At 67.8% G+C, this 13,512-nt stretch carries 13 protein-coding genes and 2 pseudogenes; 7 read left to right on the top strand and 8 right to left on the bottom strand.

The features are described from left to right. Positions 1–48 precede the first annotated feature (48 nt). The 8 genes and pseudogenes from RTL41_RS07605 to RTL41_RS07570 form a co-directional block, all read right to left on the bottom strand. The gene (locus RTL41_RS07605) at positions 49–333 is read right to left on the bottom strand and encodes a hypothetical protein (protein WP_312162974.1); all 285 of its coding nucleotides are present in this window, start codon (positions 331–333) and stop codon (positions 49–51) included. Next, complete coding sequence (locus RTL41_RS07600) at positions 324–1,457, bottom strand: alginate export family protein (RefSeq protein WP_312162971.1); 1,134 nt, start codon at positions 1,455–1,457, stop codon at positions 324–326. The genes RTL41_RS07605 and RTL41_RS07600 overlap by 10 nt, the downstream gene beginning before the upstream one ends. Before the next feature lie 165 nt (positions 1,458–1,622). Further along, complete coding sequence (locus RTL41_RS07595; protein ID WP_312162969.1) at positions 1,623–2,105, bottom strand: class I SAM-dependent methyltransferase; 483 nt, start codon at positions 2,103–2,105, stop codon at positions 1,623–1,625. A gap of 8 nt (positions 2,106–2,113) precedes the next feature. Further along, a pseudogene (locus tag RTL41_RS07590) lies at positions 2,114–3,180 on the bottom strand (cysteine desulfurase family protein). A gap of 85 nt (positions 3,181–3,265) precedes the next feature. Then, positions 3,266–3,646, bottom strand: coding sequence for a GFA family protein (locus RTL41_RS07585; RefSeq protein WP_312162967.1), 381 nt, complete (start codon positions 3,644–3,646; stop codon positions 3,266–3,268). Between the two features lie 95 nt (positions 3,647–3,741). Next, positions 3,742–4,095, bottom strand: coding sequence for a DsrE family protein (locus tag RTL41_RS07580; protein WP_312162965.1), 354 nt, complete (start codon positions 4,093–4,095; stop codon positions 3,742–3,744). A gap of 60 nt (positions 4,096–4,155) precedes the next feature. Then, the gene (locus tag RTL41_RS07575; RefSeq protein WP_312162963.1) at positions 4,156–5,412 is read right to left on the bottom strand and encodes an MFS transporter; all 1,257 of its coding nucleotides are present in this window, start codon (positions 5,410–5,412) and stop codon (positions 4,156–4,158) included. A 5-nt stretch (positions 5,413–5,417) separates the two neighbouring features. After that, complete coding sequence (locus RTL41_RS07570) at positions 5,418–6,158, bottom strand: MBL fold metallo-hydrolase (protein WP_312162960.1); 741 nt, start codon at positions 6,156–6,158, stop codon at positions 5,418–5,420. Between the two features lie 87 nt (positions 6,159–6,245). On the opposite strand from RTL41_RS07570, the gene RTL41_RS07565 reads away from it, so the two are divergent. The 7 genes and pseudogenes from RTL41_RS07565 (at position 6,246) to RTL41_RS07535 (ending at position 13,323) form a co-directional block, all read left to right on the top strand. Next, positions 6,246–6,911: a metalloregulator ArsR/SmtB family transcription factor gene (locus RTL41_RS07565; protein ID WP_312162959.1), complete on the top strand. Its 666-nt coding sequence runs from the start codon at positions 6,246–6,248 to the stop codon at positions 6,909–6,911. Positions 6,912–7,393: 482 nt separating this feature from the next. Then, complete coding sequence (locus RTL41_RS07560; RefSeq protein WP_312162956.1) at positions 7,394–8,086, top strand: DUF4386 domain-containing protein; 693 nt, start codon at positions 7,394–7,396, stop codon at positions 8,084–8,086. Positions 8,087–8,144: 58 nt separating this feature from the next. Next, positions 8,145–8,363 (top strand): zincin-like metallopeptidase domain-containing protein, encoded by a 219-nt coding sequence (locus RTL41_RS07555; RefSeq protein WP_312162954.1) that lies wholly within the window; start codon positions 8,145–8,147, stop codon positions 8,361–8,363. A 269-nt stretch (positions 8,364–8,632) separates the two neighbouring features. Further along, entirely contained in the window at positions 8,633–9,832 is a 1,200-nt protein-coding gene (locus RTL41_RS07550) for an MFS transporter (RefSeq protein ID WP_312162952.1), read from the top strand. Positions 9,833–9,902: 70 nt separating this feature from the next. Next, positions 9,903–10,013: pseudogene (locus RTL41_RS07545) on the top strand (antirestriction protein ArdC); the annotation flags it as partial. A 147-nt stretch (positions 10,014–10,160) separates the two neighbouring features. Further along, positions 10,161–12,212: a ParB/Srx family N-terminal domain-containing protein gene (locus tag RTL41_RS07540; RefSeq protein ID WP_312163503.1), complete on the top strand. Its 2,052-nt coding sequence runs from the start codon at positions 10,161–10,163 to the stop codon at positions 12,210–12,212. Between the two features lie 70 nt (positions 12,213–12,282). Further along, positions 12,283–13,323: a toprim domain-containing protein gene (locus tag RTL41_RS07535; RefSeq protein WP_312162949.1), complete on the top strand. Its 1,041-nt coding sequence runs from the start codon at positions 12,283–12,285 to the stop codon at positions 13,321–13,323. Positions 13,324–13,512: the final 189 nt, after the last annotated feature.

Raw genomic sequence — 13,512 nt, 5'->3', positions numbered from 1 at the left:
GAGGGACGGTGGGCGAACTCTCGTGAATTGCGCGGTGGAACCGGAGCATCACAGCTTGAGCTCCAGCCCGAGCCATACCTTCTGGCGGCTGGGGAAGCCCGGAACGCCGTCGTAGTCAGCGAACTTGATCAGCCCCGAGATCTGCTTGGTGATCGCGGCGGATATTTGAACGTCCACCTCGCTCCCCAGGGCCGCGCCACCCCGCTGGGCCTCGAAGTCGTGGTAGGCGCCGGTCAGGACGATGTTCGAAAGAGGGCCCAGCTTCAGCTTCGGCTTGATCGCCAGGGCGACGTTGGCGTCCTTGATCCCGTTGGCGGGCGTGGTCAGGAACACATCGGCCCAGCCCTCGAAGGGGTGCAGCGACGCCAGGGGCGTCGAAAATCCGCGCACGCCGTCGCCGCCAAGCACCTCGTAGCCGCCTTTGAGGGTGAAGATGTCCCACGTCCCCGACAGTTCGGCGGACCAGTAGTCGAGGTTGAAATCGCCGGTGTTCCCTCGGTAGTCACGCTGATTGGCGTAGGCAGCGGCATAGGAAAGGCCACAGGCGCGGTATCGAGCACGCCCGTCGCGCGCAGGCCATAGGTGCGGCTCGAATTGGCCGGCGATTGCCTGAAGTCCAGAGCGTAGAGGAAACCCTCGACCTTAAGAGGCTTGGCGACAACATAGGCCGCGCTAAGCACGTGGCTGTCGGAATCCCAGTCCTGCGCCTCGGCGAAGACGCGATTGACCCGGTCGACATAGATGTAGCTGGCGCTGAAGGGGCCACGGGTCACGTCCGCGCGGACGGCGTCGAAGGTCTGCTGGTCCTGACGCCAGGCCGACGACCCGATGAACCTTTGATCGCCGATGGCGACGATCTGCCGCCCAATCGTAGCCGTGAAACTTCTGTTCGGCGTCCAGGCGATCTGGGCGCGGTTGAGTTCCGTCACGTCGGGGTCGGCCACCACAGGATAGGCGGTCCTGCCGTTCAAGGTGGAGTTGAACCTCTCTCCGCCGATGGCGCGCACGTCCTCGAACTCCACCAGAGCTTTGAGGTTGTTCCACTCTCCCGTCTCCCATCCAAGCCGGGTCCGTAGCGTGACGGCGTCGGCGCGCTTGCCCAGTCCATCCTGATCGACGCCCTCGTAGCGGGCGCGCGCGTCCAGGATCAGGGCGCCCGACTTGACTGCATCCACGAAACCGCTGGCGGTCTGAGCCAGCGCCGCACTGCCCGTGCCGAGCGCTACGGCCACGCCGCACCCGATGGCGAGAGCGCGAAGAGTGGTAATTCGCTTCGCCATTGCCGTATCTAGCCTTCGATGATTCGCCCAGGACGAATTAATCGAATATTCGGTGAGATCCGCCGCGTCGGCATTGATGCAAGTCAAGCTGATCGGTCTATCCCGCGTCGCAGAGACGCCGATGAAGGCGGCCCCGACGGTTGTGCAGCGACCGAGTGAAGGATCGATATCGGCCATGACTGCTGCAAGCCAACCGACCGGAGGATAGAAGACAGCGCCTCGAATTGCGCTCACCGCCAGGCCAGCCTGTTCGACCAACTCCCGCAATTCCCGAGCGCTCCGGAACCGCGCCGCCCTCCAGGTCGCCGATCCCAGCCACCCCTTGATGCGACGGGATGCCGCCTAAGAGCTGCAGCGACCCAGTTCGCCCAACACGAGACGGCCGCCGGGCTTCAACACCCGCGCCATCTCCGCCATGGCCGTTCGTGCGTCGGGAACGAAGCAGAGCACCGCGATCGCCGTCACCACGTCGAAGCTCCGGTCGGCGAAAGGCAGCGCGTTGACGTCACCGCGCACGAAACCGATCGACAGGGCTTCCGACGCCTGCCGTTCCCATGCTGCGCGGAGCATCCGTGGGTCCGCGTCCAGCCCAGTGACCTCCGCTCCCGCCCGGCATAGCGTCACGGCGAGGTCGCCGTCACCGCACCCGAGGTCGAGCACCTGAAGGCCGGCGACCTCTCCGCACTGTTCAAGGATCAGGTCCCGCTCAAGCTCATCGGTGACGCGGCCAAGTTGGCTTGCGCGCCAACGGCGGTACGACTCCGGCAGCGCTGAGATCGCGCTATCGATCTTGTCGTCCCCGCCCCTCTTGCGCCGTGCTGACATGGCCATCATCACCTGACGCCCGGTTCAGCAAGCTCGGCCAGTCGCCTGACGACAGTCTCGATCTCGTCGGCCGTCGTCCCCCGCCCAAGGCTGAAGCGAATGGCGCCCATGCCGACCTCGGGCGACAGGCCCATGGCTGCAAGCACCGGCGACAGCTCGACGCGGCCTGCATGGCAGGCCGACCCGGTCGACGCCGCCACGCCGTCAAGCCGCTCCAGAATCTCGGCGCCGACCATGCTCACGAATGAGACGTTGAGGGTGTTCGGCAGGCGATGCTCGGAATGGCCGTTGAGGACCACGGCCTCGCCGAACGACTTCTGCAACCCGTCCCACAGCGCATCACGCAAGGCCCGGACGCCCGTCATGGATGAGAGGTCCTTGGCCAGGGCACAGGCTTCGCCGAGACCCGCCGTCAGCAGAGCGCTCTCCGTGCCGGCGCGTCGTCCACCTTCGTGGCCAGCGCCGTGGATCAGGGGCTCAAGCCCAACGCCGCGCCGCACATAGAGGGCGCCGACACCCTTGGGCGCGTAGAGCTTGTGCCCGGCCACCGAGAGCAGATCGACGCCGAACTGGCCCACATCCGTCGGGATCTTGCCGACCGATTGGGCCGCGTCGGTGTGGAAAAGCACACCATGTTCCCGGGCGATGCGCGCGCACGCCTCGATCGGCTGAATCGTTCCAACCTCATTATTGGCGTGCATGATGCTGGCCAGGATGGTGCGTGGCCCGATCGCCCGGCGCAGATCGTCGGATCGACCCGCCCGGCGCGATCCACGGGCAAATAGGTGACCTCGGCGCCAAGTCCTTCCAGAAACCGGCAGGGCGCGAGGATGGCGGGGTGCTCCGCCGCGCTGGTCACGATGTGATCGCCGCGATGCTTCAGCGCGAAATACACGCCCTTGAGCGCCAGGTTGTTGGCCTCGCTGCCGCCGCTCGTGAACACGATCTCGTCGGGGGCGGCGCCCAGGAGGTCGGCGACCTGGCTCCGCGCCCGTTCCACCGCCTCGCGCGCCGGGCGCCCACCCCAATGCGGGCTCGACGGGTTCCCGTACGCCTCTTCCAGATAAGGCCGCATGACGGCCGCTACCCGCGGATCGGTGGGGGTGCTCGCATTATAGTCGAGGTAGATCGGCTTCACGTTCGACGGGTTCATCTCGACCTCACGAAGTCGGCAAGCTGAAGCAGACCCACGGAAGCCGCTCCTCCGGAAAGACCTCGGCGATGGGGGCCAGTCGCTCCGGCTCGTCGAAGGCTCCGATATGGATGTGCAGTTCGCCCAGCGAACGGTCGCCCTCGCAGGTGAGGGTCGATCCGCACGTGGCGCAGAACCCGCGCAACACGCCGGGCGAGGACGCGAACCTCGTGATCTCGCCACGAACCACCTCGACCGACGCAGCGTCGAAGGCGGCGAACGCCGACACCGGCGCGCCGCTGTGTTTGCGGCAGCTCTGGCAATGACACCAGATCGTCCATTTCGGCGCGCCGCTGGCGCGGAACCGGACGGCTTGGCACAAGCAGCCGCCCTCCCAGACCTCGCTCATGGCCGAGGCTCCGCCAGGCCGAACCCCAAGGTCGAGAACGGCGCCGTCGGATCGATTGCACCTCTTGGGTTTGACGCCATGGCCGACTTCCCTTGCTAGAACACCAACACCTTGTCCGCGGCGACGGTCGCCTCGGCGAGGGCGTCCATCGTGCTGCGCTGCGCGCCCGCCAGAATCTCTGCGTCGACGATGCCCCGGGCCGCCATGCAGGATCCGCAGAGAAGGACCGTCCCCTTGCCCAGGATTACGCGCCCCATCATGTGCTCAAGGTTGTAGTACCCCTCGGGCGTCTTCTGGCCGGCCTTGGCCGCGAGTACGGCATCGCCCATCAGGAAAACGGTGAGTTGAGACTGCGGGTTGGCCTTCAGCAGGGCCAGGGCGAGCCGAACGCCGTTGTAGGTCCGCTCGCCGCCGTAGGGCGCATCATTCAGAATGATCAGCACGCGCATGGCGGCCCTCCAACGGTCAATGGGGTTAGCTGCATTGGGGCGGCTGTCGCCTGACCTGGTTCATTCACCGGCGGGACCCTCGCGCATGGCGATCGCGACCACGGCGCCCGAGGCAAGGGTCAGGGCGCCGATCGAGCCGATGGCCCAGGCGGCGCCGAAGAGGTCGGCGATGATCCCCGAGGCCAGCGCGCCGACCGCGTAGCCCATGTCTCGCCAGAAGCGGTAGACACTCAGGGATCGGGCCCGCCAGGATGGATGGGAGGCGTCCGACACCGAAGCGATCAGCGTCGGATAGACCATGGCGGTGCCCAGGCCGAGCAGGACGCTGGCGGCGAGCCACCAGCCGAACTGTCGGGTGGCGGCGGTCATGAACAGGCCCGCCGCCTGCACCCACATTCCGGCGACGATCAGGCCCTTGCGGCCCCAGCGGTCGCTCAAAGGGCCGGTGAGGGTCTGCATGACGCCCCAGACGACCGGATAGACGGCCTTCAGAATGCCGATGCGCCCGACGGTCAGTCCGAAGCCGGCGAAGAATAGCGGGAACAGCCCCCAGCTCATGCCGTCGTTGAGGTTGTTCACCAGCCCGGCCTGGGAGGCGGCGAACAGGTTGCGGTCGCCGTAGGAGGTCCGGCGAAATATCTCCCAGAAGCGAATAGGCTCGGCTGGGGCGGCGTGGCCGGCGGTCTCCAGCGCCACGTGGTGGCGGGTGTCGCGCACCAGGAACACCGAGAGGAGCAGCCCGAGCGCGGCATAACCTATGCCCAGGTAGAAGGGCTCCGGCCTCAAGCCATAGCGCTGGGCGATGTAGCCTGTGGCCAGCGCGGTAAGCCCGACGGCGAGATAGCCCGCAAACTCGTTCAGGCCGACGGCCAGGCCGCGCGACTTGGGGCCGACGAGATCGATCTTCATGATCACCGTCATCGACCAGGTAAGGCCCTGGCTGACGCCGAGGAGCGCGTTGGCCGCTACGATCCAGCCCCAGCTGGGCCCCCAGCCGATCATGAACGGCACGGGCAAGGCGATGAGCCAGCCCAGGATCAACAGCCGCTTGCGTCCGTAGATGTCGGCGAAATGGCCTGACAGCAGATTGGTGAACGCCTTGACCACGCCGAAGCTGACGATGAACGACGTCACCAGGGTTGTGGACGCGATCCGGAACTCTTCGGCGCCAATCAGCGGCACCACGGTCCGTTCGAGGCCGACCATGCCGCCGACGAAGGCGTTGACCAGGACCAGAAGGGCGAACTGGCGCCAATTCTCAGCCAGGCCGAGCCGGACGCCGCCCTGCGGTGCGCCGGCGCTTTCCTCCGCAGGCATCCGGGTTAGGCCGCCGCGACGGTGAGGCCGGAATTGATGGCGCGAAGCCGGGCGGCCTCAGCGGGGGGCTCCGGAATTTCGGCCAGCATCGCCTGCACGAAGGCCCCTTCGTCCTCGATGCAGAAGGCTTGGTTGTGCCGCCGCTCAAATCCGATCGTCGACCAGGGCTTGCCGCTCAGCTTTCGCCCGCACACCGAGCCGGAGAAGGCGCCAGGAAGGACCTCGACATAATCCGGCAGAGCCTTGAGCGCCCGGATGCTGCGGAAGAGCGCCCGCGCGCCTTCCTCGGCCGACACAGCCAGCTCCGTACGACCGAGATCGCCGACCATCAGGGTGTGGCCGGTGAGGACGAACCATGGCTCGTCGGCGCGTGTCCGGTCCGTCACGGCCAGACAGATATGCTCTGGCGTATGGCTTGGCGTGTGAAGTACTTCCACGACCACGTTGCCAAGCTCCAGCACATCGCCGTGCCGCACGCCCCTGAACGGCGCGGCGGCCGGCGCCTCGGCGAAAAGCACGTAGGGCGCGCTGGCCGCGTCGGCGAGGCGCCGGCCGGCGGAGAGATGGTCGGCGTGGATGTGAGTGTCGATCACATATTGGATCGCCATCCCGGTCTCTTCGGCGGCGCGAAGATAGGGCTCGACCTCGCCGACCGGATCGACCACGGCGGCGGCCGATTTGCCGCCGCATCCGAACAGGTAGGAGATGGCCACGGGATCGAAGTGCAGGAACGGGCGCAGGATCATGGCATCTTCCTGGTTGGGTGCGACGGGTGGCCGCTCACGAGACAGAGCGGCTTGACGAAACAATAATCAATAGAATAATTGAATGATATGCCGGACCAGTCAAGCGCCTCCCCCAAGCACACCGTCTTCGCCGGCCTAGCCGAGGTGGCCAAGGCGCTCGCCAGCGCGAACCGGATCGAGATCGTGGAGCTCCTTGGCCAGGGGGAGCGCAGCGTCGATGGAATCGCAGGCCGCCTCGGGCTCTCGGTGGCCAACGCCTCCCAGCACCTGCAGGTCATGCGGCGAGCCGGCCTTCTGGCCTCGCGGCGCGACGGCAAGCGTGTGCTCTATCGGCTGAGCGATCCAGCAGTCGTCGACCTGATGACGTCCCTTGGGCGCCTCGGCGAGCGGAACCAGGCCGAGATCCGCGCAGTCGTGGGCGGTTACTTCCACGATCTCGACGCGATGGAGCCGGTGTCCCGCGGCGAGCTGATCGACCGTCTGAAGGATGGCTTGGTCACTGTTCTGGACGTGCGCCCCGAAGACGAGTTCGTCGCCGGTCGCTTGCCCTCGGCCGTGAACATCCCGTTGCGCGACCTGGCCAAGCGACTGGCTGAGCTGCCGCGGGACCAGGAAATCGTCGCCTACTGCCGGGGTCCTTATTGCGTTCTCGCCTTCGAGGCCGTTGCGCTGTTGCGCGAGAGCGGGTTCAGGGTCCGGCGGCTCGAAGACGGATTCCCCGAGTGGAAGGCGGCTGGGCTGCCGGTCGCCTGAGAGCGCGGGCGGCTAGCTCGAGATCATGACGATGCAGCGGCCGCCGCGCGTGGCCCGCCATCAGGAAGACGCTGATCCCATTCGCCACATCGGGCTTCGAGAGCGCTGCAGTAGATGGAACAGGAACAGCGCCGGCGACGGTTCGGTGAAAGGTCCTTCGCCTGAATTCTGCCGGCCCGGCTCCCGCGAGCCTTTGAGACGATCGTCCGGCGAGCCGAATTCGGTCACCATCGGGTCGAGGCCGGGCGCGGCGCGTTCAACCGCGCCCGCCGGTTCCTCGCTGCAGGGTCTCTTCCGATCATGAGTTTGCCAGTCAGCGCTCGCATGGCCGGCGTCACACTCTTGATCTACATTGCGGCAGGCATTGCGAGCCTGTAGCCATCGCATATGGCGGGCGACGGCAGCAACGCCGTGGCAATGCTCGCTGCGATGGTTGAACACACGAAAGCCCAATAGTGAAAGTCGCACCTGCCATGGATACCTTGAAGCGCACCGCCCGTTTGGCTGGTCTGCTCTATGTCCTCGTCGCGTTGCTGACTCCTTTCGTGCTGTTCTACGTGCCCAGTCAACTATACGTACCAGGGGACGCATCGGCCACGGTCGGCAGAATCTCCGCCAATCAGGATTTGTTCGTAGCCGCCATCGTTGTCGGCCTCGTGAGCGAATTGCTGTTCGTCTCGGTGATCTTGCTACTTTATCGGCTGCTCAAAGCCGTGGATGAACCGCTCGCGCTGGTGATGGTCGTTCTGATCATGCTGCAAGTGCCCTTGGCGATTCTCGGCTTGGGCAATGAAGTCGCCACGCTGCAATTCATACGCGGCGGCGAGTTTCTCAATGTGTTCGATGAGCCGCAGCGCAACGCCCTGGCGATGTTGATGATCAACGTTGACCGCCAAGGCGTGCTCATCTCCCAGGTCTTCTGGGGGCTTTGGCTGCTGCCCTTGGGCGTTTTGGCATTCCGGTCGCAGTTTATCCCACGATTGTTTGGCGTGTGGCTTGTGCTCAACGGATTAGCCTATGTTGCGCTCAGCGCCATCGGCCTCGCCATGCCAGAGTATCAGGCCTCGGCGTTCAACATCGCCGTGCCGCTCATGTTTGGCGAGCTGGCCTTGGCTATGTGGCTGTTGATCGTGGGAATTCGTGTGAAAGCGCCGTCCGTAGATCGGTCGGCTTAGCTGCTCGCATGCGGGGACGCGCCATCCAGAGTAGGCGCTCGAAAAGGTCGCCCTCGCCATGGAAAAGATGACCGCCGAGCTGGCGGCCTCGTTTCTACTCGCGGAGCGAGGCGACGCCCATCATCCGCGCGCGGACCACGCCGCCTATGTCGCCTCGTGGCTGAAGGTGCTTAAGGACGAGCCTCGCGCCATCTTCACCGCCGCCGGCAAGGCCCGGCAGGCGGCCGACTGGATGCATGCGCGGCAGCCGGCCGTGGAGACCGAAGCGGTCGCGTGAGGCTCCGGCTCGCGGCGGACGCCTTCGCGTGTCAGCCGCGGATTTTGACCTGGCGGCCACGTATAGGCCGAGCTGCGCCTCATGCTGGTGGACGCCGCGCTCCACAGGCGGATGCTGCGCGCGCGGGCGGAATCGCGCACATGGCGCATTGCCCCGTGTTGATCGCCAGATGACCGTCGTTGAACGGTCATGCACGAGAGGATGCGCACGATGGCTCTTGAGGTATTTCCAGTCGATATGACCTTTGTCTTCCGGCCTCGCGTGCGCCTTTGACGTCCGGCGCCGTTTCTCGCGGCCTCAAGGCCGTGCCGCGCGGCGTCTGGGCGATCGGCTTCGTCTCGATGTTCATGGATATCTCCTCGGAGATGGTCCACAGCCTGCTGCCTGTCTTCCTCGTGGGCACGCTCGGCGCCAGCGTGGCGCTGGTGGGCCTCATCGAAGGCGTGGCCGAGGCCACCGCCTCAGTCACCAAGGTGTTCTCCGGCTGGATCAGCGACCGGCTGGGCAAGCGGAAGCTTCTGGCTGTGCTCGGCTACGGCCTGGGCGCGCTCTCCAAGCCGGTTTTCCCGCTCGCGGTGACGCCCTTCGACGTCCTGGGGGCCCGCTTCGCCGACCGGATCGGCAAGGGCGTCCGCGGCGCCCCTCGTGACGCCCTGGTGGCCGACATCACCGAGCCAGGCGCCCGTGGCGCGGCCTTCGGCCTGCGCCAGGCGCTGGACACGGTCGGGGCCTTCCTCGGCCCGCTTGTCGCCATGGGACTGATGCTGGTTCTGGCGGGGGACATCCGCAGCGTGTTCGCGTGGGCGGTTGTTCCAGGGATGATCGCCGTGCTGCTGATGATCTTCGGTGTCGAGGAGCCGAAGCGGCCGCACGGGCCCGGCCAGGTGCGGGTCCCGATCCGCTGGCAGGAGGTCCGCGACATGGGCCGGCCGTTCTGGGGAGTCGTCGCCATCGGCGTGGTCTTCACCCTTGCCCGGTTCAGCGAAGCCTTCCTGGTGCTGCGGGCGCAGGGCGTGGGCCTCACGCCCGCGCTGATACCGTTGGTGCTGATCGTCATGAACGTCTTCTACGCCGGCATCGCCGCGCCGGCCGGGTCGCTTTCCGACCGGATGGATCGACACACGCTCCTGGCGATCGGGCTGGGGATTCTGGTCCTGGCCGACCTGGCGCTCGCCTTCCTGCCCTCAGTGGGTGGCGTTCTGTTCGGGGTCGCGCTCTGGGGCGTACACATGGGAGTGTCCCAGGGCCTGCTCTCCGCCCTTGTCGCTGACGCGGCGCCCGATCGCTTGCGCGGCACAGCCTTCGGCGTGTTCAACCTGGCCATAGGGCTGACGCTGCTTGTCGCCAGCGCGCTGGCCGGAGTCCTTTGGTCGCGGTTCGGCGCGCCCGCCACCTTTGTCGCGGGCGGCGCCTTCTGCGCCGTCGCGCTCACCGGCCTGATGCTCTTTCGCAGGCGCCGCGCCACCTAGATTCTAGGCGACCTCGGATTCGGCCCCGCCTCTCACCGGAAGGCATCGACTGACAGGATAAGTGGCCGAGATGGCCAGCGCCTTCGCCTGCGCAGCGGTAGGCGTCACCCCGACCGTCCGCCATGCCGACTCCCCCGGCGTCTGGCTCGACGTTTCGCGCGCCGCCAACCGCGCCATCTTCCGCGCAGCCAGCGCGGCCGCCAAGGCCGCGGACGAGCTGCTGGCCTTGGTCCGGCCTCGGCCCCGGAGAGTGAGAGGGGGGAGGGAATTCGTGACGGGTAGGAGGCCGAGAGAGAGGCTCCCGGTCGGCCCGTCATGGAGACCCACCATGACCCAGATGCGGAAAATCGTCCTCTCGAGCTCGCGGGACATCCCCTTCAACAAGTTGGTGCTGAGCCAAGCCAATGTCCGCCGGATCAAGGCCGGCGTCTCGGTGGAGGAACTCGCCGAGGACATCGCCCGGCGCACCCTGCTGCAGAGCCTGACCGTGCGAGCGGTTCGCGACGCTGACGGCGCCGACACGGGAATGTTCGAGGTCCCGGCCGGCGGGCGGCGTTACCGGGCGCTCGAGCGGCTGGTCAAGCAGAAGCGCCTCGCCAAGACCGCGCCCATCCCCTGCGTGGTCCGCGAGGATGGTCTCGCGGAGGAAGACAGCCTGGCCGAGAACGTCCAGCGTGCGCCCCTGCACCCGCTGGACCAGTTTCGCGCCTTCCAGGCTCTGCGCGAGAAGGGCCAGTCCGAGGAGGAGATCGCGGCCGCCTTCTTCGTCTCCGCCGCAGTCGTCCGACAGCGCCTGCGCCTGGCCTCCGTCTCGCCCCGTCTGCTCGACGTCTACGCCGACGACGGCCTCACCCTCGACCAACTGATGGCCTTCACCGTCAATCCCGACCACGAACGCCAGGAACAGGTCTTCGAGGCCCTCACCCGGGCCCATTCCAGGGAGCCCTATCAGATCCGCCGGCTGCTGACCGAGGGCGCGGTGCGCGCCTGCGACCGGCGCGCTCAGTTCGTCGGCCCAGCCTATGAGGACGCCGGCGGCCTGGTCATGCGCGACCTCTTCCAGGGCGACGATGGCGGTTGGCTGCAAGACCCCGTCTTGTTGGATCGGCTGGTCGCCGAGCGACTCGAGCGCGAAGTCGTCGCCATCCAGGCGGAAGGCTGGAAATGGGTCGAGGCGGCGGTCTCCCTCCCCTACGGCCACACCTACGGCCTCCGGCGCCTGACCGGCGAGGCGGCGCAGCTGAGCGAAGAGGAAGTCGCCGCCCGCGACGCGCTGAAGGCCGAGCACGAAGGCCTTGAGGAAACCTGGGCTCAGGTGGAAGACCTACCCGAGGCGGTGGACGCGCGGCTGGGCGAAATCGAAGCGGCCCTGGAGGCCCTCCAGGACCGCCCGGTCGCTTATGCGCCCGAAGATGTCGCCCGCGCCGGCGCCTTCATCACGATCGATGGCTCGGGCGAATTGCGCGTCGAGCGCGGCTTCGTCCGCCCCGAGGACGAGGCTCCGCTTCCCGCCACGCCGGAGTCCGACGCGGACGCGCCCTCCGCAGGTGACGCGCGCGCTGCGGACGCCTCGGCAAGCGACGCGCCGGTCGCCGAAGCGTCGGACGCCGACGAAGGTCTGCGGCCGATCCCCGATCGGCTGGTGGCCGAGTTGACCGCGCACCGCACGCTCGCGCTGCGCGACGCTCTTGGCGCGGATCCGCATGTGGCGTTCACGTCGGCGCTGCACGCGCTCGCGCTGAAGCTCTTCTATCGCTTCTGCGGCGACACCTGCCTGGAACTCGACGTCAAGAGCGCCGCCTTCAACGCCCAGGCGCCGGGTCTCGCCGACACCGCCTCGGCCAAGTCCGTCGACGCCCGCCACCAGGCCTGGGCCGCCCACCTGCCCAAGGAGCCGGGCGAGCTGTGGGACGCCCTGCGCGCCTGGGACGAAGACAGCCGCCAGGCGCTCTTCGCTCACTGCGTCGCCCTGTCGGTCAATGCGACGATCGAGCCGTACAACCGCCGTCCCAGGGCGATCGCCCAGGCCGACCAGCTCGCCCAGGCCGTTCGCCTCGACATGGTGGCCGCCGGCTGGGCGCCGACAGCGGAGAACTACCTCGCACGGGTGACCAAGGCCCGGATCCTGTTGGCGGTGCGCGAGGCCAAGGATGCCGCGGCGGCCAGCCGCCTGGAACCGCTCAAGAAGGACGACATGGCCGCCCAGGCCGAACAGGTGCTCGCCGGGTCCGGCTGGCTGCCTGAGCCGCTGCGCACGCCGGGCGTCTGGACGAGCGAAGAGACGGCGGCTGTGGCGGACGAACCGGCCATCGACCCTGACGGCGCCGAGGTTGATGCTGACGACCATTCGGCAGCCCCCCACGCACACGCCGCCGAATAGGCCGACCGCCCCCCAATCGGCCTGGAGGGGCCCGCCGATGGCGGGCCCTTCTTTCCATGGAGCCTTTGGCATGGGCGAAGACGCCTCCGAACTGGCCGGCCGCCTGGCGCGCGACGCCGAGAGGGTTTGCCGGCACTATCTGTCGAACGGCCGCCGCGAAGGCGCCTATTGGCTGGTGGGCGACGTCCAAAACCAGCCAGGGCGCAGCCTCTATGTCCGCCTCGCCACGCGGACCGGCGTCGCGGGCGGTGTAGGCAAATGGACCGACGCGGCCACCGGCGAGCACGGCGACCTGCTCGATCTCATCGCCATGAACCAGGGCCTCGCACGCCTGCGCGACACCCTCGACGAGGCCCGCCGGTTCCTGGCCCTGCCCCGCGAGGACAAGGCGAAGCTCGGGGCAGACCCGTTGCGCGCGACGCCTGGAACGATCCTGGCCGCCCGCCGGCTGTTCTCCATGTCGCGACCGCTCCCGGGCACGCTCGCCGAGGCCTACCTCCGCCGTCGAGGCCTGATCGACCTTGGACAATGCGCCGCCCTGCGGTTCCACCCGCATTGCTACTATCGCCCGATCCGCGCGGACGGCTGTGACGCGCCCTCGGCGGCGCCCGCGCTGATCTGCGCCGTGACCGACCTCGGCGGCCGCCAGACCGGCGTCCTGCGCACCTGGCTCAACCCCCGGACCGTCGACAAGGCGCAGGTCGCTTCCCCACGCCGGGCGATGGGCGAACTCCTCGGCGACGGCGTACGCTTCGGTCGCGTGGACGATGTCGTCGCCGCCGGCGAAGGGGTGGAGACCCTGTTGTCCCTGCGCCAAGCCGCCCCGCGCCTGCCCCTCGTCGCCGCCCTGTCGTCAGCCCATCTGGCCGCCCTTCGACTTCCGCCCGGTCTGCGACGGCTCTATTTGGCGCGCGACAACGACCCCGCCGGGGACCTGGCGGTGATGCGGCTCTCGGAACGCGCCGGAGGCGCCGGCATCGAGGTCATCGTCCTCGACCCGATGTTCGGCGACTTCAATGACGACCTGCGCCGCCTTGGTGTCCAGGCGCTTGGAGCCCGCCTGGCCGAACGGTTCGCGCTGGACGACGCCAGGCGCTTCCTCAGGGCCTAGACCCGTCCGCTGCCGGGGACCTTCGTCGGTTGACCGCTTCGCCATGGGCCGAGGGTCCGGCCCGTCCACGCCCATCGCGGCCTTCTAGAGGGCGATCGGTCGGCCGCCGCGCCGGCCCCGCAACGGCATGGGCCGTCCTCCGCTCCGCTGCGGCCCAAGGGTGCGGGGCCGTCCCGCCCGCCTCGGAGA

Source organism: Phenylobacterium sp. (assembly GCF_031984885.1).
GTDB lineage: Bacteria > Pseudomonadota > Alphaproteobacteria > Caulobacterales > Caulobacteraceae > Phenylobacterium.
Note: the sequence above shows the minus strand (reverse complement) of the source record. Positions and strands in the feature narration are given on the sequence as shown.

Coding starts and splice junctions, on each gene's coding strand:
- RTL41_RS07600 (WP_312162971.1), bottom strand. CDS start 1,457: ATGGCCGATATCGATCCTTCACTCGGTCGCTGCACAACCGTCGGGGCC.
- RTL41_RS07585 (WP_312162967.1), bottom strand. CDS start 3,646: ATGAGCGAGGTCTGGGAGGGCGGCTGCTTGTGCCAAGCCGTCCGGTTC.
- RTL41_RS07565 (WP_312162959.1), top strand. CDS start 6,246: ATGCCGGACCAGTCAAGCGCCTCCCCCAAGCACACCGTCTTCGCCGGC.
- RTL41_RS07595 (WP_312162969.1), bottom strand. CDS start 2,105: ATGTCAGCACGGCGCAAGAGGGGCGGGGACGACAAGATCGATAGCGCG.
- RTL41_RS07555 (WP_312162954.1), top strand. CDS start 8,145: ATGGAAAAGATGACCGCCGAGCTGGCGGCCTCGTTTCTACTCGCGGAG.
- RTL41_RS07570 (WP_312162960.1), bottom strand. CDS start 6,158: ATGATCCTGCGCCCGTTCCTGCACTTCGATCCCGTGGCCATCTCCTAC.
- RTL41_RS07575 (WP_312162963.1), bottom strand. CDS start 5,412: ATGCCTGCGGAGGAAAGCGCCGGCGCACCGCAGGGCGGCGTCCGGCTC.
- RTL41_RS07540 (WP_312163503.1), top strand. CDS start 10,161: ATGACCCAGATGCGGAAAATCGTCCTCTCGAGCTCGCGGGACATCCCC.
- RTL41_RS07580 (WP_312162965.1), bottom strand. CDS start 4,095: ATGCGCGTGCTGATCATTCTGAATGATGCGCCCTACGGCGGCGAGCGG.
- RTL41_RS07535 (WP_312162949.1), top strand. CDS start 12,283: ATGGGCGAAGACGCCTCCGAACTGGCCGGCCGCCTGGCGCGCGACGCC.